General features: G+C 60.0%; 16 protein-coding genes. 4 read left to right on the forward strand and 12 right to left on the reverse strand.

The genetic code is table 11. The features are described 5' to 3' along the window. Positions 1 to 97: 97 nt before the first annotated feature. Positions 98 to 2,767, forward strand: a complete 2,670-nt coding sequence (locus SH292x_RS22050) for an NPCBM/NEW2 domain-containing protein (RefSeq protein ID WP_442483186.1) — start codon at positions 98 to 100, stop codon at positions 2,765 to 2,767. Between the two features lie 47 nt (positions 2,768 to 2,814). Here the strand turns inward: SH292x_RS22050 and SH292x_RS22055 are convergent, their stop codons facing one another. After that, entirely contained in the window at positions 2,815 to 3,246 is a 432-nt protein-coding gene (locus tag SH292x_RS22055) for a cupin domain-containing protein (RefSeq protein ID WP_442483187.1), read from the reverse strand. A 91-nt stretch (positions 3,247 to 3,337) separates the two neighbouring features. Between SH292x_RS22055 and SH292x_RS22060 the strand changes: the two genes are divergently transcribed. From SH292x_RS22060 to SH292x_RS22070, 3 genes are all read left to right on the forward strand, one after another. Next, complete coding sequence (locus SH292x_RS22060; protein WP_442483188.1) at positions 3,338 to 3,712, forward strand: winged helix-turn-helix transcriptional regulator; 375 nt, start codon at positions 3,338 to 3,340, stop codon at positions 3,710 to 3,712. A gap of 643 nt (positions 3,713 to 4,355) precedes the next feature. Further along, positions 4,356 to 6,092: a DUF1549 domain-containing protein gene (locus tag SH292x_RS22065; RefSeq protein ID WP_442483189.1), complete on the forward strand. Its 1,737-nt coding sequence runs from the start codon at positions 4,356 to 4,358 to the stop codon at positions 6,090 to 6,092. Between the two features lie 67 nt (positions 6,093 to 6,159). Next, positions 6,160 to 7,425: a DUF1501 domain-containing protein gene (locus SH292x_RS22070; protein ID WP_442485879.1), complete on the forward strand. Its 1,266-nt coding sequence runs from the start codon at positions 6,160 to 6,162 to the stop codon at positions 7,423 to 7,425. A gap of 28 nt (positions 7,426 to 7,453) precedes the next feature. On the opposite strand, the gene SH292x_RS22075 is transcribed toward SH292x_RS22070, so the two are convergent. The 11 genes from SH292x_RS22075 to SH292x_RS22125 all read right to left on the reverse strand — a co-directional run bounded on the left by SH292x_RS22075 (position 7,454) and on the right by SH292x_RS22125 (position 22,676). Next, entirely contained in the window at positions 7,454 to 8,389 is a 936-nt protein-coding gene (locus tag SH292x_RS22075) for a glycosyltransferase family 2 protein (RefSeq protein ID WP_442483190.1), read from the reverse strand. A gap of 3 nt (positions 8,390 to 8,392) precedes the next feature. Beyond that, entirely contained in the window at positions 8,393 to 9,313 is a 921-nt protein-coding gene (locus SH292x_RS22080; protein ID WP_442483191.1) for a glycosyltransferase family 2 protein, read from the reverse strand. A gap of 9 nt (positions 9,314 to 9,322) precedes the next feature. After that, a complete protein-coding gene (locus SH292x_RS22085; protein ID WP_442483192.1) occupies positions 9,323 to 10,858 on the reverse strand; it encodes a hypothetical protein in 1,536 nt (511 codons plus the stop codon). 11 nt (positions 10,859 to 10,869) lie between these two features. Next, entirely contained in the window at positions 10,870 to 12,057 is a 1,188-nt protein-coding gene (locus SH292x_RS22090; RefSeq protein WP_442483193.1) for a hypothetical protein, read from the reverse strand. 70 nt (positions 12,058 to 12,127) lie between these two features. Then, positions 12,128 to 12,907 carry a class I SAM-dependent methyltransferase gene (locus SH292x_RS22095; protein ID WP_442483194.1) on the reverse strand — a complete coding sequence of 260 codons (780 nt, stop codon included), beginning with the start codon at positions 12,905 to 12,907 and terminating at the stop codon, positions 12,128 to 12,130. 81 nt (positions 12,908 to 12,988) lie between these two features. Beyond that, positions 12,989 to 13,735 (reverse strand): TylF/MycF/NovP-related O-methyltransferase, encoded by a 747-nt coding sequence (locus SH292x_RS22100; protein WP_442483195.1) that lies wholly within the window; start codon positions 13,733 to 13,735, stop codon positions 12,989 to 12,991. A 72-nt stretch (positions 13,736 to 13,807) separates the two neighbouring features. Continuing rightward, positions 13,808 to 14,824, reverse strand: coding sequence for an NAD-dependent epimerase/dehydratase family protein (locus tag SH292x_RS22105; protein WP_442483196.1), 1,017 nt, complete (start codon positions 14,822 to 14,824; stop codon positions 13,808 to 13,810). Positions 14,825 to 15,014: 190 nt separating this feature from the next. After that, positions 15,015 to 17,984, reverse strand: a complete 2,970-nt coding sequence (locus SH292x_RS22110) for a PEP-CTERM sorting domain-containing protein (RefSeq protein WP_442483197.1) — start codon at positions 17,982 to 17,984, stop codon at positions 15,015 to 15,017. 122 nt (positions 17,985 to 18,106) lie between these two features. Continuing rightward, complete coding sequence (locus tag SH292x_RS22115; RefSeq protein ID WP_442483198.1) at positions 18,107 to 18,541, reverse strand: hypothetical protein; 435 nt, start codon at positions 18,539 to 18,541, stop codon at positions 18,107 to 18,109. A 43-nt stretch (positions 18,542 to 18,584) separates the two neighbouring features. Beyond that, positions 18,585 to 19,646 (reverse strand): DUF1559 family PulG-like putative transporter, encoded by a 1,062-nt coding sequence (locus tag SH292x_RS22120; protein ID WP_442483199.1) that lies wholly within the window; start codon positions 19,644 to 19,646, stop codon positions 18,585 to 18,587. Between the two features lie 114 nt (positions 19,647 to 19,760). Continuing rightward, positions 19,761 to 22,676, reverse strand: coding sequence for a beta strand repeat-containing protein (locus SH292x_RS22125; RefSeq protein ID WP_442483200.1), 2,916 nt, complete (start codon positions 22,674 to 22,676; stop codon positions 19,761 to 19,763). Positions 22,677 to 22,687 lie beyond the last annotated feature (11 nt).

The raw sequence follows: 22,687 nt of genomic DNA on the forward strand, positions 1-22,687 counted from the left end.
CTCTATCCGCCTGCGGATGTCGCATCCACTCTCGCACCCCAACGAAACGAATCGGATGACCTGTTTCAGTCTTCGCGTAGCTTGTATTGCAGTTCTTATGGCGGCGAGTGCCGGGGCGAAGGAGCCCTTGCAGCTCCAGACGCTCGATCTAACGCCAATGACCAGCGGATGGCAGTCGCCCCAGGCGAATCGCGCGGTCAGCGGGCAACCTCTACGAGTCGGCGCGAAGCGCTTCGAGTCGGGTATCGGCACGCACGCACCGAGTGAGCTTCGCCTCGCGCTCGATGGTAAGGCAACTCGGTTGCGCGCTTCGCTCGGCGTCGACGCCGCGGCGGGAAGCGCAGGAAGCGTTGAATTCAAAGTCGTTGGCGACGGCGTGCCGCTCTGGCAGAGCGGCAAGATGACAGGCCAATCGCCCCTCAAGTCGATCGACGTCGAACTGACGGGGGTCAAGCGGCTCGACCTAGTGGTTACCGATGCGGGCGATGGGCGTGATTCGGACCACGCGAACTGGATCGATCCCACGATCGAGTACGCCGGCTCGGCTCCAGCGCCGTTCGTCCATCAGTTTCCAGCCCTGGCGGAACACCCCGATGCTCCGCCGAATGAGGGACTCTCGCTCAAAGTAGTTGCTCCCGATGCGGTCGAGCTCCTCTATGGCGGGCGGCCACTTCTGAAGCTCGCCGGCGTGAACGAATCGCAGGTGAAACTCGCCACGTCGACGGGCAAGCGGGGCGAGGTCACGCAGACCGTCCGCCTCGTGCTGTCCAAGGATTCTGCGAACACCATTGTCTTGGCGGGCGACGAAGCCATCGCCGCCGAGACTCGTGGTCCCGCCCAAACGCGCCTGCCGCTCGTCCGCACCAGCCACGGGCCATCTCACAATCTCCGCAACAATGCCATCTACGACCGAACTAGCGATTGGATGCTCGAAGCGCCGCACGGGGCGAAGGTGACGCCATCTATTGCAAGTGATGGAGGTACGCCGTTCACGCTGGAGCTGGCGGATGGCGAGACTGAACTGGTGTTTCGCCCTCGCTATTACCAGAAGCACAAGAACCTGCCCTTCTACCAGCCGTGGACTTATTCGGTACGGAAGGACTCGATCACGGGCTGGTGTTCTTGGTGGGCTTATCGACGGGAGTGCTCGCAGCAGGACGTCGACCGCCTGATGAAGGTGTGGAACGAGCAGCGACTGGGCGACTACGGCTACCGCTTCATTCAACTCGACGACGCCTTCCAGGGTGGCGATGACCAAGGTCGCCCCGTCCCCGCAGGTGGTGGCGGAACTTACATCGGCGGCCGACCCGAGACTTGGCTCAAGTGGCAGCGGAATCTGTTTCCTCAGGGCTTAGATGGCTACGTCGCGTCGGTTCGCGAGCATGGCTTCATTCCCGCATTGTGGATGGGCTGTTTCTTCACCGATGAGAAAATCGCCAACGAGCACCCCGATTGGTTCGTGCAGGGACCGGATGGCAAGCCGTTTGTTGGTGATTGGGTCACCTACGTTGTCGATTCCACCAATCCCGAAGCGGCCGACGCCCTGATTCGTCCTACGTTTCGCGGGCTGAAGCAGGCGGGGCTCGAGTACGTCAAGATCGATCAGCTTCGCCACATGATCTACGACAACTTGAATCGCAACTTCGATTACATGGCCGAGCGCGGCATTCGGCCCGACGACATTTTCCGCGCGTACTTGCGGATCGCCCGTCAAGAACTCGGCGACGACTGCTTTATTCTCTCGTGTTGGGGCGTGCTTCCCGAGTCCATTGGCTTGGCCGACGCTTGTCGGATCGCCGGCGATGGTTACGGCCCGGTTTCGCTTCAGCAGTACAACTCGTGGAATGGGATTATTTGGATCAACGACCCCGATCACTGCGACATCCGCCCGCGTGTGAAGGGAGTAGGGCAGGGGAACGTCCTCACCACCGAGGAAGTCGAGGCCGCCGACAGCGACTCGATCATTCGCCCGGCCCTGGCGTCCATCGCGGGGGGCATGCTGATGCTGAGCGATCGCGCCGACACCTACGCCGACACGTCGCTGCTGGAAGGTGCCAAGCGTAGTTCGCCCGTGCTTTGGTCGGTCCCCGGCCAGCTCTACGATTTCGATCCCCAAAAGACCGATCTCATTCGCGACACCGATCGCTTGGCGCAAGTGGGTGGCTCGTCGCCGGCTTCGATCGATGCCGATCAGTTTGGCGAAGTCTGCCCGCTGTGGCTCAACGAATTCCATCTCGACTTCGACCACTGGCAGGTGCTCCATCGCCTGAACTGGCCGAGTGAGTCGGAGAGCTCGGCTGCCGACCAAGCAACCCTGCCCGAACAGCGAATTTCGCTCGCCGACCTGGGGCTCGACCCCGCAAAGGAGTACATCGCGTTCAACTTCTGGAATGGCGAACACACCCTCAGCCAAGATGGCACCCTCACCCTGCCACCGCTCGCGGTGGGGGGTATTCAGTCGTTCGCCCTACGCGAATTGCTCGACCGCCCGCAGCTTGTGTCCACGAGTCGCCATCTGTCGCAGGGTGCCGCAGAGCTGGAAGCACTCGCATGGAATGCCGACACTCGCGAATTGTCAGGCCGCAGTCGTGTCGTCGCCGACGATCCCTACACCCTCACGCTGCGTGTGCCCAATGGCTACAAGCTCGTGTCGGCGAAAGCGAACGGCGAACCACTCCGGGCAGTGGAGAACAATGGCCTGTGGCAGCTCACGATCCAATCGAAGAAGACGATGGCCGTGGACTGGCAGATTCAGTTCGACCGGTAGAACGAAGACTGGAAACAAGCCAAGCTTCGCCGCAGGGGTTCGCGCCGTCATTTGACCCAGCACAGTGGCTCGTCCACGCGCTCGCCGTCTGCCACGGTCGACGTAGCCATGGGCTGGTTGGGCGTCTGGATCACCACGAACAGCAGTTCGTCCGCCCCCGTGTTTCGCCACGACCGACCCACTTCCGGCGCGCAGCACACGCAGGTGCCCGGCTCGATGGCGAATACCTCGCCGTCGGCTTGGAACTCGCCCGTGCCGCTGAGGAACAGGTAGGTCTCCTCGTTCTCGCGATGCCGATGGACGAATGGCATTCCCTGTCCCGGCAGCATGCTGTTGAGCGAGATCTCCATGCCGTTCATCGCCAGCGGCTCCTTCAAGAACTGCTTGGCCGCCGGCGGCAACCCAGGAATGGCTAGCCGAAATTCGTTCCAGGCAGTCATGGGGCCGGCTTGATGGACGCGTGTAGTCGCCGTGAGCATTGGATTTCTCCGTGATGGGATGTTACATTGCATTTCGCAAGGCATTCCCCAGAACCTACTCAGTTACCTTGCGTAATGCAAGGCGAATCCCATGGCCAAGAAAAAGCAACTCGACACCGATCCCCGCCGCTCCGACTGCCCGGTTGCCTGCGTGCTCGACTTGGTGGGCGATCGCTGGACGCTGCTAGTGGTCCGCGACCTGGTGCTCGGCGTGCGTCAGTTCGAAAAGTTCCTCGACTCCCCCGAGGGCATCGCCACGAACGTACTCGCCGACCGCCTCCGCCGCCTCGAACTGGCCGGCTACATCACCAAAAACACCGACCCCACCGACCGCCGCAAATCGGTGTACGAGCTCACCGAGCAAGGCGAATCGCTGCGAGGGCTGATGCGAATGATCGCGCGGTGGGGGCTAAAGAATATTGAGGGAACGGCGGTGCCGGAGGGGGTGCGAAGAAGGATGGCGTAGCGGCTCGCCGGCACAGTTAATTGAGCACTACCCCCCTTTGGCACGCGCGTTGCATAGAGATATTCCGTCTTCGACACCTGAGGCAATGCGACGAAAGTCGCGGGGCCGGAACAGAGAAGAGCTAGGGGTCGGTAAGACGAAGAGGCAAACGCAGCGATTTTGTTGGAAACCTCGATATCTCAAGCACTTAGCGAACTGCTCCCTCCCCCCATTGAGCGTTCGCGACCCTTCGAGGCTTCCAACTCTTGGGCGGGTCGAAGCGACCGGAACACTCCGCTTCGACCCGCCTGTTGCGTTTTAGGTGTTGCAAAATTGAACATCTGTTCGATTATGCAACAGCAATTCCGCCTCAACGGGGCCGCCGGGAATAACCTCGCCCCCACCCTCCGAAAAAAACTTTTGCGAATTCGCAGACGGCCTCGGGGCCTGCCGGATCGATTTGAGACACGCCCCCACCGGTGACCAGCTCAAAGCCCCGGCGACTCGGATCGGCGATCGAATCGTGCGACGCTCGAACGCGATCGCAATTTGCGGCGATTATCCGTTACGTCTGCCGAGAGCAAGCGGATAGAATAGAGACAGCGGGGCGGTGCGATCTTTTCAGCGAATACGGAGCAGCTCAGTAGGCATGAGCGTGATGGGCATGAAGGCAACCTACGTACTTACCGCGCGCGCTCTAGGAGCGATTGCCCTTACATTAGCACTCTCAACCAGTGTGCTCGCGGCCCCCACGGCCTCGACCCCTGCGGGCGATGCCGATTCGCTCAACAGCTATGGCCTCAAGCAAGTCGCCGAGATCAATCGCCACGTGCGCGAAGGTTGGCAAGCCGCGGGCGTGAAACCTTCGAAGCCCGCGACCGATGCCGAGTGGTGTCGGCGTGTGTATCTCGATCTGGTGGGCCGCGTGCCGACGGTCGACGAACTCGAGAGCTTCACCAACTATCGTAGTGAAGACAAACGCGAGCAGTTGGTCGATCGATTGCTCAGCGACGAGTACCTCGAAGAGTACGCACGCAATTGGACCACGCTATGGACCAACACGCTGATCGGCCGCACGGGCGGCGTCGACAACAACTCGCTCGCGGTTCGCGGCGGCATGCAGCAGTACCTGCGTCGCGCGTTTCAGAAGAACAAGAAGTACGACCAACTTGCCGAAGAGCTGATCACCGCCACCGGAAGTTGCCAGCCGGGCGACTCCGACTTTAACGGAGCCGCGAACTTCCTCGCCGACAAGATGGACGAGAACGGCGTGCAAGCCACGTCGAAGACTTCCGAGATTTTCCTCGGCATCGCGGTGGGTTGCACCCAGTGCCACAACCACCCGTTCAACGAGTACAAGCAGAATCAATTCTGGGAACTCAACGCGTTCTTTCGCCAAACGCGCATCGATCGCCAGCAGATGGCCAACGCCAACAATCGTTCCTACGCCAAGGTGGTCGACCGCGACTTCGCCGGCGAAGGGGGCGATCCGGCGAAGGCCGAGCTCTACTACGAACTGCGTAACGGCAAGCTGAAGGTCGCCTACCCCGTGTTTGTGAACGGCACGTCGCTCGCCGAGAAGTACGTCGACAAAGGCGAGAACTTTGGCGACAGCGGTTACATCGAAGACGTCAATCGCCGGCAGGAACTCGCCGACCTGATTCTCGGATCCGACGAGTTTGCCATGTCGGGCGTCAATCGCGCGTGGAGCCACTTCCTCGGCTATGGCTTCACGAAGCCCGTGTACGACATGGGTCCTCACAACCCGCCGACGCACCCCGAGTTGCTCAAGTACCTGGCCGACGAGTTCCGCAGTTCGAGCTTCGACCTCAAAGAACTAATGCGCTGGATCACCCTCAGCGAAGCCTACAGCCTGTCGAGTCGCATGACGCGTGACAACCAGAGCGACGATCCAAACCTCGGCGCCCGGCCGATGTTTAGTCACTTCTACCTGCGTCAGATGCAGGCCGAGCAGTTGTACGAATCGCTGCTAACGGCCACCGCGGCGGACGAGTCGCTGGCGTACGACGAACGCGAGCGGATGAAGCAGGAATGGCTCGGCCAGTTCAACACCGCCTTCGGTACCGACGACGGCAGCGAGGCGACCACGTTCAATGGATCGATCCCGCAAGCGCTGATGATGATGAACGGTGACCTGGTGAAGAAAGCCACCGAGTGCGCCGAGGGAAGCTTCCTGCACAAGGTGGCGACCGGCAGCGAGCTCACGAACCCCAAGCGAATCGAGCACCTGTACCAAGCTGCCCTCGCTCGCAGCCCCTCGCGCGACGAAGTGCTGATCTGCAACAAACTGCTCGCCGCCCGTGAAGGAAACACCCCCGAAGCCCTCCGCGACATTTGGTGGGCGCTGCTGAATAGCAACGAGTTTATTTTGATTCACTAGCTCCGGGCGCTTACGCAACCCGGCTCAATCGCCAACCCCAAGCCTCTCTTTCCGGAACCTTGCCATGATGCCTTTTCGCACGCCACTGGGAATGAGCCGTCGTCATTTCATGAGCCACTTGGCGGGGGCGAGTGCACTCGCGCTGCCGGCGATGTCGCTCACGTCGAGCGTTCGCGCGGCAGAAGACACGCTGCGGAAGAATCACAAGAGCGCGATCCTATTGTGGATGGGTGGCGGCCCTCCCACCATCGACATCTGGGACGTGAAGTCCGGCGCGCCGACCGGTGGTCCCTCGCGGGCGATGGGCACGGCGGGTAACGCCCAGATCAGCGACAAGTTGCCGATGATCGCCAAGCACATGGACAAGTTGTCGGTCGTCCGCTCGATGAGCACCCGCGAAGCCGATCACGAGCGCGGCCGGTACTACATGCACACCGGCTACGTCCCCAGCCCTAACATCTTGCACCCGGGCTACGGCTCGGTGGTAGCCCACGAGATGGAGAGCCAACTGCCGGACCTCGAGATCCCGCTGTTCGTCTCCGTCGGCGGCGGCAGCGAAGGCCCCGGCTTCCTTGGCATGGCGTACGCGCCGTTCCAGGTCGATTCGAACGGCCGCATCCGTGACCTCGACATGCAAATCCAAGAGCAACGCCTCGCCCAGCGATTTGCGCTTCTCGAAACCATCGAGACCCAGTTCATAAGCGAACGCCGCGGTATGGCGGCGACCGATCATGCCAAGGTGCTCAGCAAGACGAGTCGCCTCTTAACCAGCGACCAGATGAAGGCGTTCAAGGTCGATAGCGAGCCGCAGGAAATGAAGGACCTGTACGGCAACAGCGGTTTCGGCCGCGGCTGCATGCTGGCTCGGCGACTGGTCGAGGCTGGTGTGCCGTTCGTCGAAGTGAACATGGGTGGCTGGGACCTGCACCAGAACTGCTTCACGACGCTCGACACGAAGCTGCCGGAGATGGACAAGGCAATGGGCGCGCTGATGGAAGACCTCTACCAGCGTGGCCTCTTGGAAAGCACCGTCGTCATCTGGATGGGCGAGTTCGGACGTACCCCGCGGATCAACGGCAACGCCGGCCGCGACCATTACGCCCGCGCGTGGAGCGCGGTGGTGGGTGGTGGTCCCATCCAAGGCGGCCTCGCCGTGGGCGAAACCAGCGCCGATGGCACGCAGGTCGAGTCGCAACCCTACTCGTCCGAAGACCTGATGGCGACCGTCTGCCAAGCCATGGGCATCTCGCTTCAAACCACGTTCACCTCGAATAACGGCCGCCCCATGAAAATCGCCAACGGCGGGCAGGTGATTAGCGAGTTGTTTGCGTAGGGTCCCTCAACGAATTGAGATCTGCAAACTAACCTCGCGATTTTCGGCGCATTCGTTGATACATTCCGGCGAAACCGCCGCGACCGATTGCTGCAAGTAGGGCCCCTGAAATAGCCTTAGACGGATTGTTGGTTACAACTCCCGCAACGCGTTCCAAGGTTCCTTGCAACATCAGCCAAGCTTGCCCCAACGCTTGGCGTCCGAATCGGAACCAGGTGTGAGTTGGGGTGGTGAGGGAATTGGACACGCCTCTTCCGTAGGCAGCCGTGAGTAAATATTCGATGGTCGCTCGTTGCGGCGATACGTAGTGGAGGATCGCCGCATTCGCCACATAGGCGATCTGCGAACCTCTTTTCATCGCACGTTCACTAAACTCTGTCTCCTCGCCTGCGAGCATCCCAAGCCCTATGCGGCCCAAATCGGTGCGGAAAGGCCCGATCTGCTCGTAAACGCTACGGAGAAAGGCGAAATTGCAACCTATCACAAGGAATGAGCTCTCAATTCGGCAATCTCTATCACCAAGATCTCGACAAGACAGATACGACTCACAGCGTGAATTCATCCAGGCTGGGCGTTCGATATCCTTCCACCAGAGTTGAACACGCCCGGTAGCTATCGCCACGTCGGTACCTTCGAATGCGTCCATCATGGCTGAGAGCCATCCTTCGGCTACTTGAACGTCGTCATCAAGAAATGCACAAATGCGACCGGTCGACTCGTCAACGGCTCGATTTCGCGCAACGCTAAGGCCGGGCACCGGTTCAGCGACAAGCCGACAAGAAAAAGGGATTTCTGCAAACGCTCGTTCTGCAACGCTTTGCGTGTCGTCCGTACATGCATTCGCTACCACGATTAGATCGACGGTCGCGTTAGTCGGGACACGCAAGCTTTGTAGAGAGGCGAGTGTCTCCGCGAGTAACCCTGCTCGATTGTGCGTGCAGATGAGAATCGACAAATCTACCATGCTCTAGTTCTTCCCTTTTCGAGGGTCTCGGCGTTGAGGAACGCAGCTTGTCAACGTGAGGAAGAGAGTGTACCAGCTTCGCAAGTTCAGCGGCCGGATGCGGATTGCCTGGCAGGCGAAGCGCACGGCTTGTCGCCGGTCGCCGGCGAGGGCGTACTTGCGTGCCATCACGCGGCGGAACGTCCACCGCGCCTGGGGCATCCCTTTCGGGATGGGTAAGCCGCGCCGACGATGCGCAGCGGCGACGATCGCCGTCGTGTCGAGGTCCTGTTGGTCGACCTTGCGAACGCTGACGTTCTCGTCGTGCCAGCGGTAGTAAAGCAGTGGCTCGTCGATGTTGACGACGGTTCCCAGCTCGGCGAGTCGCAGGAAGAGGTCGAGGTCCTGGGTGGTCTTGTACGCCTCGTCGTATCCGCCGATTTGGAGCATCGCGTCACGGCGCACGAGGATCGTGGGGTGGGCGAGCGACGTGTTGCCCGCGAGGTGGGAGCGATCGAGCATCGCTGGGTCTTCACTCATCCGGCGAGGCCCCAACGAGTTGCCCTCGGCGTCGATCGCTTCGTAGCCGGTGCCTAGGCAGAGGACCTCGGGATGCAGGTCCATGTACGCCACCTGCCGGGCGAATCGCTCGGGGAAGCAAATGTCGTCGGCGTCCATGCGGGCGATGTACTCCCCCGTGGCGAGGGACAGGGCATGGTTGAGCGAACGCGTAAGGCCGCGGTTCGCTTGATGGACGACACGGATTCGCGCGTCGGCCGCGGCGTACTCGTCGAGCGTCTGGGGGGAAGCGTCGGTTGATCCGTCGTCGACGACGATCAGCTCGAAATCGGCGAATGTCTGCGCGACGAGGCTATCCATCGCCGGGCGGAGGTACCGCTCGCCGTTGTAGACGCTCATCAGGACCGAGATGCGAGGGGTGGGCATGCGGACGACTTACCGACGGACCAACTTGGAATAACCACGACGGAAAATGTCGGCGAACGCGACACGCTCCGAGGCATCGAAGGTGACGAACCACACCAAGGGTGCCATGACCGCCGCAAACACGAACGTCACCGCTGCCAGCCGCATTGCTCCTTCAGGAAGAGCAACGTGAATCGCCACGGCGACCGCCATCGCCGGGACGATAGCGGCGATCATCGGCACGACCGACGTCATCAGAACTTGCCTTATTCGAATGCCAAGCACCTGAGCCACGATCCAGGGACGCAGCCACCACGACACGAACATCGTCGAGAGGCACATAATCATCGACACGCTCCAAGCCGGCCACGACAGATACTTGCAGCCGATAAACGCGAGCAACAGCGACACGGCGATGCTCACTAGCAGCCAAATGGTGAGTCGACCCAGTTTATTTTGAGCCTCCAGCACCAAGTGATGGCCCCAGGTCATGACGCCGGCGAGCGCCATACCACATAGCCACTGCGTGTGCAGCGATGTTTCACTAGGCACTGGACGCGCCTGCCACAGTTGCAGCAGGTAGTCGGTTTCGAGCACGAAGGGGGCAAACAAGATCGACGCCGCGACGAAGGGAAGCTTGCACCCGAGGTTCATGAGCCTGAGCACCGCGCCCGTATTCTGCTGACCTGCGTGGGTAGCAATCGCCGGTGCCAGCGAGATGTTAAGAGACTGCGCCGCACGATAGATAAACCCGTGCGCCCGCACGGCAAGGGCGACCGCGGAGTTGGCGACGGGGCCGAACACCACGTTGACGAGGATTACCGCTCCTTGACTGCGGAGCGTGCTCGCCATGTTGCCCAGGAAGCTCCAGAAGGCAAACGCGCCGACCTCGACCAGGTCGCCACGTCGCACGTTTCGCGGCAGGCATCTGGCACCAGGCACCCGACGCAGCGTTGCGGCGATGAGATACGCCGCGGTGAGGAGAATCATGATTGCTTCGACCGTGGCGTAGATGATGAGTTTGTCACCCGTGTAGTAGCGAAGGCACCATGCGTTGGCGAGCGAGAGGGCACTTTGCACGAACTCGACGGTTGCAACGAGAGGCATCATTTGATGCGAGCTCAAGTACGCGCGGTAAGGGGTCGTCGCGGCCTGCACCGCCAAGTTGACTAGCAGCATCCAAAACACCACTCGCGCAGCCGCCAAACGATCTTCCGGAATGGTCAATCCCGCGAGAACCAGCGGCGTGAGGAGCAAGCCCATCGCTAGCACCACTAATCCGGTGAGCCAGAATACCGCCAGCACGCTGCGAAACACTTGCCGCAGTTGCTCTTGATCCCCGGTTCCAATGGCAAAGGCGAGGTGGCGTTGTCCGCTATTCGTAAGAGACGCCGTGACGACGGCGATGAGTGCCGTGCTCGCTCCGATGGCGCTCCATAGCCCGAAGTCGACTTCCCCCAGTCCGCCGAACGCGTAGCGCACCAGCAGGATGCCCATGGGCACCGTGAGTGCCATGCGAAGGTACACGGCGAGCGTGTTGACGGCGAGAACGCTGGACTGGCGCATGGGCGGCTTCGCTACCCTCCTTGATTTCCAGTCGGTACAGCGCCGCGAATCGCCACGGGGTCGTGCCAACCTAATCCCGGGATGCGGCGGTAGGTGGGAGTCCACTGGCCGGTGAAGTCGCTCGGATAGAGGTCGGCGATGAGAATTAGCGATAAGGGCCGGAACCAAGCACTCCACATATCGGACGCGTCCAGGGGACAAGCCAATGGCTTCCAACTGCTGTAGTTCCAAGTTCGCTTAACTAAGTTTCTTCGCAAGAAAACCTGGTCGGCATTCGTTCGCCTCATCCACCGGCTTGCGAGGCCCTCGCGACGAATACTGTAGTTCGAGAAGCCACCATCGGCGTTCTGGTGGGTGAGGATGGCGCGAGCACATCGCAATAGGCTTTGCTTCACGTCGTCCGCGCGATGATCGGAGATCATGGCCATCATCACCAGGGTATGCACGGCATCAAGGTCTTCGCACGCGCCACCACCGGGCAGGTAGAATCCGTCGGCGGATTGGATACCGAGTGTGGTGTCGATCTGCTGCTCGACGAACGGCGGCCGGCGGCCACGCCAGAAGTAGTAGGGCAAAAAGTGATAGCCCGCGAATATGGCATGCTGGTCGTCACGCCAGCATTCGGGCTGCCACGTCCCGGTTTGGGGGTCTTGGCGAGCATCGAGATAGTCGAGAATGGCATCGAAGGTAGAGAGTGCGTCTTGATCGCCTTCGCGCTCGTGGAGCTGCTGCAAGAAGGTAAGAATAAACATGAAGTGATTGCTATGCAGCCATGGACTATGCCAGGGACCGCCATCAAACCATCCTCGCATGTACTCGAGCGATTTCATCCGCTCGCTCCAATACACCGGGTGGTTGGGCTCGCGTGCCAGCGCGTCAAGAGCGTGCAGTGCGAAGTAAGTATGTTGCAGATAAATGTACCGCGGCGTGTGCAACGAAATGTGGCTCTTTTCTACGAGGCCATCGACGAATAAGCCTGTGTCCGATTGCTGATGTCCAAGAATGTAGTCTGCTACCGCGTCGCGCCGTTCTTCGCTGAACTTCCCCAGCTGGCCATTGCATTCAGCAGCCAGAACGCCAAAGCAAGTCGGCATCAAGCGGGGCGGCCCAGCGGCGTGGAGACCACACGACGTGCCGCTCCAGGCATGCAGCAGCCAGGAGGTAAGTCGTTGATGGGAAGGACCGAGGTCGTAACTCATGTAGGTTTCAGTTGTTATCTACTGACAGTGATAGGGCGATAGCAGTTCACAGCGTTTGCTACGCTGGTTGCTACTCTGGTGGTCTCACCTCTGTCGTTCTCGCCGCGCCCAACATTGACGCCGCATTGGGAAGGCAGCGAAAGAGCTGGTAATCCCATGTCATCATCTCGTCCCGCACTCCTCGACCAAAACTACCTGGAAAATTCGTGCAGATCATGGAAAAAAGATGCGCCCGAAAACGAAAGCGGGGCTCGACGAAGCCCGTTTGGGACAATCGCTCTACTATCTCATCAGTGCGAAGTCGCCTCACATGCGTAGGATCCTCCCAACTCCAGCGGCGATACCCTTCGGCCGTCGTATGAATTTTTCCCGTTAACACCCCCACGATGTGCTCTATGCTCATCCGGTTGGCACACGGTGTCGTCCAAACAAAATACCCGCCAGGCTTCAGCGCCCGATGGATGGAAGTGAGGTACTTGTCGAGGTCGGCGACGTGCTCCATGACTTCCACCGACACGACCACATCGAACGTCTGCTGCGGAATTGGAGTGACGGGGTCATCGATCAAGTAGTAGCGATCTGCATACTTTGGAAAATCGTTCGCAAAGTGGTTTCTGGCCACCCCGCTGATGTCGCAAAACGACAACTCAGCATTTGGAAATACTTCTTGCCAAAGTGGTAGATGCAATCCGCGGCCCGCCCCGTAATCAAGGACACTCTGAGATCCGCCGAGCTTCAGCACACGCGTTATGAAGTGCTTTAGCGCTTTCCAACGCGCGATCTCATATCCAGACAAGTGCTGGCGATAGTCGCCTGAATAGCGCCGATCGTAAACATCCGCTTCGGCCATTCCAATTACCTTCTTCTTTTTTATCGAGATGCTGGGTCCAGCGAAAAGTTATTAACCAACAATCACACGCGAGTGAAGAACTTAGAGTGTCGTGATATTCACGAAGAACGCCTTGCCGTGATGCGAGATATCAAACCATGGAATAAGTGAGAACGACGGATTGGCGGCGAGCCATTCGTTGGTAGCACGCTGCACGCCGCGGGTCGGATCGGCCCGGAAGTGGTACCAGTCGTCGAAGATCAAGATCGTTCCCTGCCGCACCAAGCTCGTCAGAAACTTCATCACTGGCGCGCAGGACTCGTACAGATCACAATCGATGTAAGCAATCGAGGCAACGTGCAACTGATGTTGCTGCTTCACTTCGTCCGTGAGGGATTTATCGAACCAGCCGGGAACCATCACGCACCGACGCAAGTCGACGCCCGTATTGCGGAGCCTGTTGGTGAAATCGTCTTGACTACAGGCGAATTGGCCTTGGTGAAACTCGCCGCCGGCGTCAATTCCCTCGATCTCGGGCAAGCCCTCGAACGAATCAAATGCAAAGAATCGCATGGTGGGAATGCGACGCTCGGCGCGCTTGTACGTGTGAATAAACGCGTCGCCACGCCAGACGCCAAACTCCAGGTAGTCGCCCAGCAGGGTGTCGTCCGCCGGGCCCGACGCCGGCTTCGACTCGTTACGCGTTCCGATTTCGATATTGCACACGGCCATATCGAGGAACTCCGCGCGGGGCTCCAGCGTATCTACCGGACGACGCCAGTGCGGCACCGACAACTGCGGGGGGCTGCCCAGGATCTTGTGCAAGGCTTTGCGAAGGGACTCTTTCATAGGTAGGCTTGGCTGGCGATGGAGAATTGTCCGAGGAACGTTTGTCTTGAACGGGTGGCCGGCAAACGGCGGCTAAGCGTGGTACTCGCGGTACCACTCTACGAAGGCCTGGATGCCCGTGGCCAGCGGCGTGGTGGGGCGGAATCCCGTGTCGGCCGTCAGCGAGCCAATATCAGCGTAGGTCTCGACCATATCGCCGGGCTGAAGGGGCAATAGCCGGCGCTCGGCGGTGAGGCCTAGCGAACTCTCGAGCGTCGTGATCAGCTCGTCGAGTGTCACCGGCTGGTGGTTGCCGATGTTGTACAAGCGGAACGGGGCATCGGTCTCCGAGTCCTTCGTATCCGAGGCGGTGTCGCTCGCGCGGACTTCGCCGCGCACCGGCGGTAGGGCGAGCACTCGGACAACTCCTTCGACGATATCGTCCACGTACGTGAAGTCGCGGCGCATCTGGCCCTGGTTGTAAACGTCGATCGGCCGGCCGGCGAGCATGGCTTCGGTGAACTTGTAGATCGCCATGTCCGGGCGACCCCACGGGCCGTACACCGTGAAGAACCGCAGGCAGGTGGTCGGCAGTTCGTACAGGTGGCTGTAGGTGTGGGCCATCAACTCGCCCGCCTTCTTTGTCGCCGCGTACAGGCTCACGGGGTGGTCGACGCGGTCGGCGGTCGAGAACGGCGACTTCTTGTTCGCCCCGTACACCGAACTGCTGGAAGCGAACACCAAGTGCCCCGACTGCTGATGCCGGCATCCCTCAAGCACGTTGCCAAGGGCTACCAAGTTGCTGTCGATGTAGGCCGCGGGGTTGTCGATCGAGTACCGCACACCGGCCTGAGCTGCGAGGTGCGCTACGCGGTCGAACCGATGGGCCGTGAAGAGCTCGGCCACCGCGGGGCGGTCGGCGAGTTCGAGTTCGACGAACTGGAAATTCGGGTTGGGAGCGAGCTGGGCGAGGCGATTTCGCTTGAGCTCGACGCTGTAGTAGGGGCAGAAATTATCGACACCGGTCACCCGATGCCCATCTGCCAGGAGTCGCCGGGCAAGATGGTAGCCCACGAATCCAGCCGCACCGGTGACAAGAACGTGGAGCATGGGGAGCCAGAGAGCCGAAGGGGGGACGGAATCATCGAGGAAAACTCGATTATACCCCGGCCCTCGGAGGCTCGATATGGTTGCGGCGCGGCCGGCGGGTGCGAAACCGCCGGGGTGCTGCGGGATGGTGCGAAAATCGAGGTTGTAACGACTGCCATTCCCCCCTCGCAAAACGCCCGGTCAAATGCGGTTACGTGGGTGGAACCAACCGCCGACGCCATCCCGCATGGCCGACTAGAGCCAGGACGAGGGTGAGTGCCGTCGCGGGTTCGGGCACCGTGGCCACGCCAAGGCCCGAGGCGATGCCGGCACCGCTGGCCCCGAAGTTCGACTTCCAAACCAGGTAGTCCGTCGGCGAAACGTACCCGGGCGTGATGTCGTTGGCCAAGACCGAGTGGCTGCCAAGGGCGTCGCGCCAGACGGTGTAGTCCGCGAGATTCACGGTGCCGTCGCCGTTGTAGTCGCCATCGAGGCCATCGATGTAGGTGATGTTCTTCGACTCCACTAGAACGGCATCGTCGGTGCCGGCGAGGTGGACTTCGAGCACGAGGTCTTCGCTGCCGCCGGTTGTCTTGAAGGCGCTACCGAGCGAGAGCGCAGCGCCCGAGGCGAGAGACGACGCACCCGCCGTATATCCTTCCGAGAGCGCCGTTGCGGCGTTGTCGAGCTGCGCCCAAGCGAGGTTGCCTTGGAAGTCTTGATCGTCGAGACTCGTCCACCCCGTAGGATTGAGGGAGCCTGAGGCGCTGGACAAGCGATAGGCATCGATGGCGACGGATGTGGGCAGGTCGTTCTGAAGGATGACCTCACCGCTGTTCTTATTCACAAGCAGGCTAAGATCCGGAATGGCATCGGCGAAGCCAGTACCGATGTTGCTCAGAGTCTGGCTACGGCTACCGGCAAATAGCATGAAGCCGCCAATAGAAGTGGGCACGGCGGTCTGATTGGGAAAGTCGGCAAACTCCCAGCGAAGTTCCAGGTCGTTCTCAGTGATGCCGTTAACGGTAAGATCGTAGGTCGTCTCGCCGATGGTGTACTCAACCGTCACGCGGGCCCACTCGCCACGCGTGTGGGCAAAAGCCATCGACGCGGGATCGGTGGTGTCATTGTCGCCGGAACCAATGCCCTTGCCAATCGTACTACGAATTCCGCCAGTGTTACGGAATAGAGTTGTTGTGACGGTCTGAGTGTTGGGATTGTCGGTGGGCAGAGACTGAAGTCCGAAGCCAGCGTTCGAGCTCGTCGCGTTCGTAGGGATGGCGTACACCATGTCGAGTCGAATGCGGTGGCCAGCGACGGTTTGCGTCGCCGAAAGGTTGGCGAGCGAACGCATCGTCTGTTCGCCGGTGCTGCCCCAACGATCGGCCCGCAGGTAGTTGGAACCCTGAAATGCGCCGGGATTGTTGGCATCTTTAAAGTCGGTGACCTGGATATTTTCTTCGACGCCTTCCAGCGGAGGAGTTTGCCCCGTACCACCCTGTAACCACGTACCGACGTGCGCAACAGGATCAAAGTCACCGGACGTGGTTGCTGGATCGAGGAACGCCGTGTGGCTGACGTTATTCGCAAGGCCTTCGAAGTCGTCGTAGAACAAAATTTCGCCGGTGGCCAGATTGCGAACCGTCACTGCCTCCGCCGGGGTGGCTATGCCGGCAACGACTGCGAGCAGCAAGCCGCAGATCGTGCGGACTGGCTTGAATCTCCCAACAACAAATGCCACGAAGCCAAACATCGCGGCGACGATCGAGCTAGGCTCTGGGACCATCACCGCTTCGAGGGACAGCGCACCCGCACCTGGATTCGCCGCCGTGTAGAGTGAGTTGAGCCTGAGAAAGTCGAACAGGTCAACGCTGCCGTTGTCGTTGAGGTCGCCCTTCAGATACCGCTGCATGCCGGGGAGCGAGGCGGTCGACATGCCGAAATTAGGAACCAGGGCGTTGCGAAAGTCGAGCACGTCGATGTCGCCATCGAGGTCGAGGTCGCCAAAGGGCAACGGGCTCGCCCCGACGTAGTACGCGGGCGTGGTAAGCACGGTGCCATCGCCGAACAGCACTTCGAGCTGCACGTCTTCGAATGGCCCACGCAGCCAAACGTTGCCCAGGTTGATCGACTGATTGTTGGCGAGCGTCGCGCCATCGTGGTTGACGGTGCCAAACTCGATCTCGCCGAGCGCCTGAGAATTCGTAGCAGCGTTGACGAGTTCGAGCCAAATGTCGTTGTTGTCGACCGAGCCGCCACTATTGGCATCGTAGTTGTCGGTGATGGTCGTCCATGCGTTGGCATTGAGCGCACCATTCGGCGAAAGGAGCGTGTAGCCCACGATGTTTGCGCTAGTGCCGGAGAGGTTCTGCAACGTGACGTTGCCCGTGGTGCGATCAACGCGGGCGGTGGGTTTCGCGGTGACGGCGTCGACGTACACTGGTCCGACGGCGGTGCCGCTGCTTCCGGTGCGAGCGGCGGCGTGCATCCGCAGCGATTCGACACTGGTCGGAGGGTTGGCAGTTAAAATGGGAACGTCGGTTAGAACCTCGCCATTCACGGAGAGGTCGAACCTTGAGGCCCCGACGTGGTAATCAAAAACCACGTGGTTCCATTGTCCGGTGGAGTGCGACAATCCGCTGTTAGTGCCCGCGATGTCTACTGTTCCATCGTTGTCGAGGTTGATGCTGAAAATCTCCTGGTTGCCCGTGCCACGAAGTCCAATGCCACCGTTGGTCGTAAGGTTCCGCGCAGTGCCGAACATGCCCTCAACGCGAATCCAATCGCCTGCCGTGGCGGCGGGGCTAGATAACTTAGCGTAGGCGCCGGTCATGGTAGAGGTGCTTCGGTCGACGCGCAGGTACTTGGTGCCTTGATACGCTCCCCCGAACGGATCGGGTGACAAAGCGGACGAAGTCACTTGGATGTCGTGACTGGCCGGCTCGGGATCGGTGAGCAAGTCGCCTGTAATCTGCCACGACCCTACCGAGGCCACCGGATCGAAGTCGCCCGATGTATCAGGAAACAAGGCCGGACTCGCCGCAGCACCCTCGAAGTTGTCGGAGAAGAGGAGGGTGCCTGTGGTGAGATTGCGGATGGTGAGTGCGTGGGCGGCCCCCATGGAGAGCATGCTTCCCACCAGCAACCATGCCCACGCCCCGTCTGCCACTATCTTATTCATCGCTAGCCGTTACCTATTACTTCTCTGTTCGGGATGCGCGGAGTTCGTCCGCATGAAGACGCTGCGATCGCCGCGGTGTTCCAAGCCGCGCCGCTGCCCGCTCCCCCATCTATTCTCGGATTCTACTCTTCGCCCGCCTCGATGGGCGGTCGGGCGTCGGCCGGCACTTCGAGATCGATGGTTCCCCCATCGGCGGGGACTTCGATGGAGATCGAATACGGAGCGAACAACGGTGAACCAAACCCTTCGCTACCCTGGCCGTCGAAGCCATGGACTTCAGCGAAATGAGGACCGACATGACAGCCTTTGCTCTTTTCCTCGCCCGTGTCGTAACGACCATTGACGATCATGGCGTACCCCTGAGGACCGCTGCCCCCTTTGGACTCATCGGGCGTGAAGTACACACGCCCTGCCGGGACTGGTTGGCCCTTCCAGGTGACGGCACCTTCGATGGTCATGCGATCCGACTTGGGTTTGTTACAACCCACCATCAGGACCAAAAGGCAAGAGGCGACGATCGCTAGACGCATTCCACCGCTATGGGTACCGCTTGGCATAGGTCCACCTGACACGAAGGGAAACGGATAAGAGACCTGAGAGCTAGGGAAGGCTCACGGCTTCGCCGAGGTCACGACTCGCAAGTCCGCGGTAGACGGCCATGTCGATGTCCTCCGACACGAGCGACCCCGATCCATCCCCCATCGCGAAGTGAGCACCACCTGGGTGCGACGATCCGAAGGGGACGTGATTCCTAAGGTCGATTCCAGCGCGAGGTGTGTTGATGGCGTAGCGGACGTTCTTGATCGACGCGGTGTAGGGGTCGTTCTTCGCGGCAGGACTGCCAAACGCGGTACCGCGAATCCATGCATCGCCTCCCCCGCTTTCTTCAAGGCTAATGAATGCTTCGCCAATCATTAGCGTGTTGGAGAGTCCATCCGTGGCACGGCTTGGCTTGACTTCGTAGGCATAAACCAACAATCCGTGGTCCGAAGAACCATTGTAAGTGGTGGCAGGCCAAGACGTCGGTTTGTTCTTGTCGTAATCGCGGTGCTTCGGATTCTGGCGATAAATGCTGTTTCCGGAGGTATCGTCTGTCGCTGGACGCGGGCCCGCGACGCCAACGTAATGGGCGGAATAGGTCCTCCTGCCATTGTTGAGCTCAGCGGAGGTTTTCGTGGTCAACTCCTCCTCGGATCCATGACTGGGGCAAAGAAACATCCCGATGCGATACTCAGCCGAGAAAAACTGACCTCGATGCAGTTTGCCCGGGGGATACGATTCGCCTCCGTTATCAGAACCGCCGCTGACAGTACCGGGCTCGAAGGCGTTGTACTGCTTCATCGTGTCGTACAACGGCTCTTGATCGATGTACGGCATAATGTAGGCCCGCCATGCGATCTGATTGACAGGATTGGCGCCAATCGGAAATGCCTTGTGGGCGTCGGCGTACAAGTGGCAACCGAGCGACTGCTGCTTCACTTGGTTGAGGCACTGCGTCCGCCGCGCGGCTTCGCGGGCGGCTTGCACGGCCGGCAGTAGAAGTGCGACTAGAATGCCGATGATGGCGATCACCACCAAAAGTTCAACTAGTGTGAAGCCACTGTGTCGCATGAACGGCAAGCTCGTTCGTCTCGCAATCGAGGCGGGTCGGGGGGTACCCATGACTCTAATCCCTTAAGCGTTTGAAAGTAATTCAAAAAGAGCAGAAGGCGTGCAGCACACGGCTGGGGGGATGCTGCCCAACCCCTCAGGCCGTGTGCTTGCACCCGCTTTCGTTTACGAAACACGGATCCGATGTGTGGCTACAGCGATTCCAAGGAGTCCCAAGAGAACCACGAACCCTGTGGGTTCAGGAACTGCCACCGAGCTCGAAGCCTGGACCGATCCCGAGCCAGCGCCGAAGTTACTCTTCCAGGCGGTGTAGTCGCCCGCGTCGACGATGCCGTTGTTGTTGCCGGGATTCGCCAGGGCGGACTCGGGAGCACCCAGATTGTCACGCCACACGGTGTAGTCGGCGAGATTCACCATGCCATCGCCGTTGAAGTCGCCAATTTGCCCGGCGGCACCAACCAGCACGTTGAGCATGCCCAGTCCGTCGAACAATGGCGACTTGTTGGTGGCGGTCGAAGCGAGTGAGCCCCAAGTTCCCGAGGCTGCCAAATTGCCATTAATGAACAGCGAGTTGATGGTGTCGCTGCCGGTGAAGTCGAGGTCCAATAGCACACCACTCGACAGCAAGACATCGGCCGTGTTGGCGAGCGTGCTGTTATTGGTAATGCTTAAAGTGCCCTCTTCGACCACTGTGTTGCCGGTGTAGGTGTTGAGCCCACTCAGTGTCACGCTACCCGGGCCGACCTTGGTGATGCCAGCTCCTGCACCGGAAATCACCCCGCTGAACGTCACGGTGTTGTCGTCGGTCACCGAGGCCGAAGTCAGTTCGACGCTCTTGCCCAGTGTCACGTTGCCTGTGAACGTCGAGTTGTGGTCGGTCGTTCCGCCGAGCGTGGTGCCAGCGCCAACGTTGTTGACGTTGATGGGGCGATCGATGGTCGCCGCTGCACCGGTCAGGAAGCCGACGGTCTCCGAGGCACCTGTTGGAAGGTGGCCAGCGGCGGAGCCGGTGTCGCCAACCTGGATGGGACTGAAATCGGCACCTAGCGTCGAGAGTGGATAAACACGCACACCGGTCCCGGCGGCGGTAATGTCGGCAGGGGTGCCCCCTTCGGTAGCCGACAACTGGAACGTACGTGCCAAGCCCGAGCCTGAAGCGTTCACCACGAACCATTCGGACGAAGCCGATAAGCCGATACCAGTACCGTAGCCGATGGTGACGCGGTCTCCATCTTGAAGTTCCTGGATTGTTCCGACCGTATCAATGCCCTCGGTTTCCGTCGCGTAGGTGAGAAAGTCCGTGCTGGCGTCCGCGGTGACCGAATTGTCGAAGATGCCATCGCCCTGCACGATGTCGCCGGTGGTCGACATATTGATGTTAGGGGCATCGTCAGCGACGATCAGCTCACCACTGCGAACGGTAGTAGTTCCCGTGAAGGCGTTACGCCCACTGAGTGTGAGCGCCCCCGTCCCGACTTTCACCAAGTCGGTCCTTGCTCCACGGAAGCCCCCATCGAAGACTACCTCGGTGCCCAAATGGCCGATTTCGAGCACCACTCGTTCGAAGGTGTCACTAGTGCCCCCTTGAGTGAGCAGGTAGCCGCCATCGCCCGATAATTCACCGATCTGAACTACCATGACATCGGTGGTGCCTTCGGTCGCATCGTCATTGAAACGAGATGAGACGCCGTTGGAAGCGAAATTGGTTGCTCCATTGAACTCAAATCGCTGCGACGAAAAATCTTGCACCGAAAGCCCCCCATACGTCGCGCTCGGGAGGGATGGGGCGAGGAATCGCAAGGTGCCCATGGTGCGAGTCCCCGTTCCGCCGTTGGCCGTATCGCGATGGTTGACCTCCAGGACGCCAGTGAAGTCAGCGAGATCATCGTAAACGTTAATGGCACCCGTGTTCACAGACGTGTCGAAAAGTGAGTCGAAAGTTAGTCGGGCGCTGCCGGTGATCTGCCCTCTGAAATCCAAGTTTGCACGTGTGCTCGAGCCGGTGCCGCCAACGGCCGTGATGAAGGAATCCGCAAGTACCTCGATCGGATTCGAGACCGTGTAGGTGACCTGAGCACCTGCCGCGTTCACCGAGTTCAGGACACCACCGTTCAGGTAAATAGTGCCCGTGCCGGCGGCGGCATCGTTGCCGATACGGAATTGACCGGCAGACACAAACGTGCCGCCGCTGTAGGTATTGGCATTGGTAAACGCGAGAGATCCTGGGACGGGATTCTCACCCACCATAGCGTTCATAACCGTCACGGCACCATTGTCGACCACGCCGGAAATGGTATTGACGACATCGTTGCCAATGGTGATGGTGCGATTGCCTCCACCCAAGTTCACCGTGGGGGCCGAGAAGGTAATCGTACGATTCATTTGACCGTCGCCATTTGTAAGCCCCGTAGTGCTTCCTCCAATGGTGAAATTGCCATTGATGGCCATCGAGGTGTTTGGCGCGGTGCGATTCCCTCCGCTCGCCATGATCGTGCCGCCGTTGATCACCAGCGGGCCGTCCCCTAACGTTCCTGCACCTCGGAAGATGACGGTCCCTTCGTTCAGGGTAAACCCTCCACTGTACGGAGTGTTATCGAAGTCCGACGGAGCTGTGCCTCGGAACGACAAAATGCCAGGACCGTTCTTTTCGAAGGCCGTATTGCCAGCGTTGCTAATAAATAGACTACTTCCCATGTCGAGCACCCCGCCTTCGCCAACATTGAAGGTGCCAAGGAGCCCGCCAGTGCTGAAGGTAAAGGGATTTTCGACGGTGCCCGAGGAAACAGTGACATTCACTCCGGGGTCCACAGTGATGGTGTTGAACTCCACGGTTGCCGTTGGGATGGGCACACTAACTAGCGAATTCGCTGTGAAGCGAGCAGAGTCGCCGGAGCTCCAAGTCTGATTGAGCGTCCCCCCATCGGTGAGTGACCAGGGGCCGGTGATCCAGTCGCTGGTGACGCCATCCGTTCTCCAAAACAGCTCGGCGGCAAGAGATGTACTCGCCACCCCCATTAACACCATCCCTAGGGCCGTGCGGGCAAGTACGCTCGTCAGCGTTCGATGAAACAAGCTGGACATGATTAACCTCA

The organism is Aeoliella fuhlenseeensis, assembly GCF_052161615.1.
GTDB lineage: Bacteria > Planctomycetota > Planctomycetia > Pirellulales > Lacipirellulaceae > Aeoliella.

Bases quoted from the DNA above. Each gene is read 5' to 3' on its own strand.
- SH292x_RS22050 (WP_442483186.1), top strand. From the start codon at position 98: ATGGCGGCGAGTGCCGGGGCGAAGGAGCCCTTGCAGCTCCAGACGCTC.
- SH292x_RS22055 (WP_442483187.1), bottom strand. From the start codon at position 3,246: ATGCTCACGGCGACTACACGCGTCCATCAAGCCGGCCCCATGACTGCC.
- SH292x_RS22060 (WP_442483188.1), top strand. From the start codon at position 3,338: ATGGCCAAGAAAAAGCAACTCGACACCGATCCCCGCCGCTCCGACTGC.
- SH292x_RS22065 (WP_442483189.1), top strand. From the start codon at position 4,356: ATGAAGGCAACCTACGTACTTACCGCGCGCGCTCTAGGAGCGATTGCC.
- SH292x_RS22070 (WP_442485879.1), top strand. From the start codon at position 6,160: ATGCCTTTTCGCACGCCACTGGGAATGAGCCGTCGTCATTTCATGAGC.
- SH292x_RS22075 (WP_442483190.1), bottom strand. From the start codon at position 8,389: ATGGTAGATTTGTCGATTCTCATCTGCACGCACAATCGAGCAGGGTTA.
- SH292x_RS22080 (WP_442483191.1), bottom strand. From the start codon at position 9,313: ATGCCCACCCCTCGCATCTCGGTCCTGATGAGCGTCTACAACGGCGAG.
- SH292x_RS22085 (WP_442483192.1), bottom strand. From the start codon at position 10,858: ATGCGCCAGTCCAGCGTTCTCGCCGTCAACACGCTCGCCGTGTACCTT.
- SH292x_RS22090 (WP_442483193.1), bottom strand. From the start codon at position 12,057: ATGAGTTACGACCTCGGTCCTTCCCATCAACGACTTACCTCCTGGCTG.
- SH292x_RS22095 (WP_442483194.1), bottom strand. From the start codon at position 12,907: ATGGCCGAAGCGGATGTTTACGATCGGCGCTATTCAGGCGACTATCGC.
- SH292x_RS22100 (WP_442483195.1), bottom strand. From the start codon at position 13,735: ATGAAAGAGTCCCTTCGCAAAGCCTTGCACAAGATCCTGGGCAGCCCC.
- SH292x_RS22105 (WP_442483196.1), bottom strand. From the start codon at position 14,824: ATGCTCCACGTTCTTGTCACCGGTGCGGCTGGATTCGTGGGCTACCAT.
- SH292x_RS22110 (WP_442483197.1), bottom strand. From the start codon at position 17,984: ATGAATAAGATAGTGGCAGACGGGGCGTGGGCATGGTTGCTGGTGGGA.
- SH292x_RS22115 (WP_442483198.1), bottom strand. From the start codon at position 18,541: ATGCCAAGCGGTACCCATAGCGGTGGAATGCGTCTAGCGATCGTCGCC.
- SH292x_RS22120 (WP_442483199.1), bottom strand. From the start codon at position 19,646: ATGGGTACCCCCCGACCCGCCTCGATTGCGAGACGAACGAGCTTGCCG.
- SH292x_RS22125 (WP_442483200.1), bottom strand. From the start codon at position 22,676: ATGTCCAGCTTGTTTCATCGAACGCTGACGAGCGTACTTGCCCGCACG.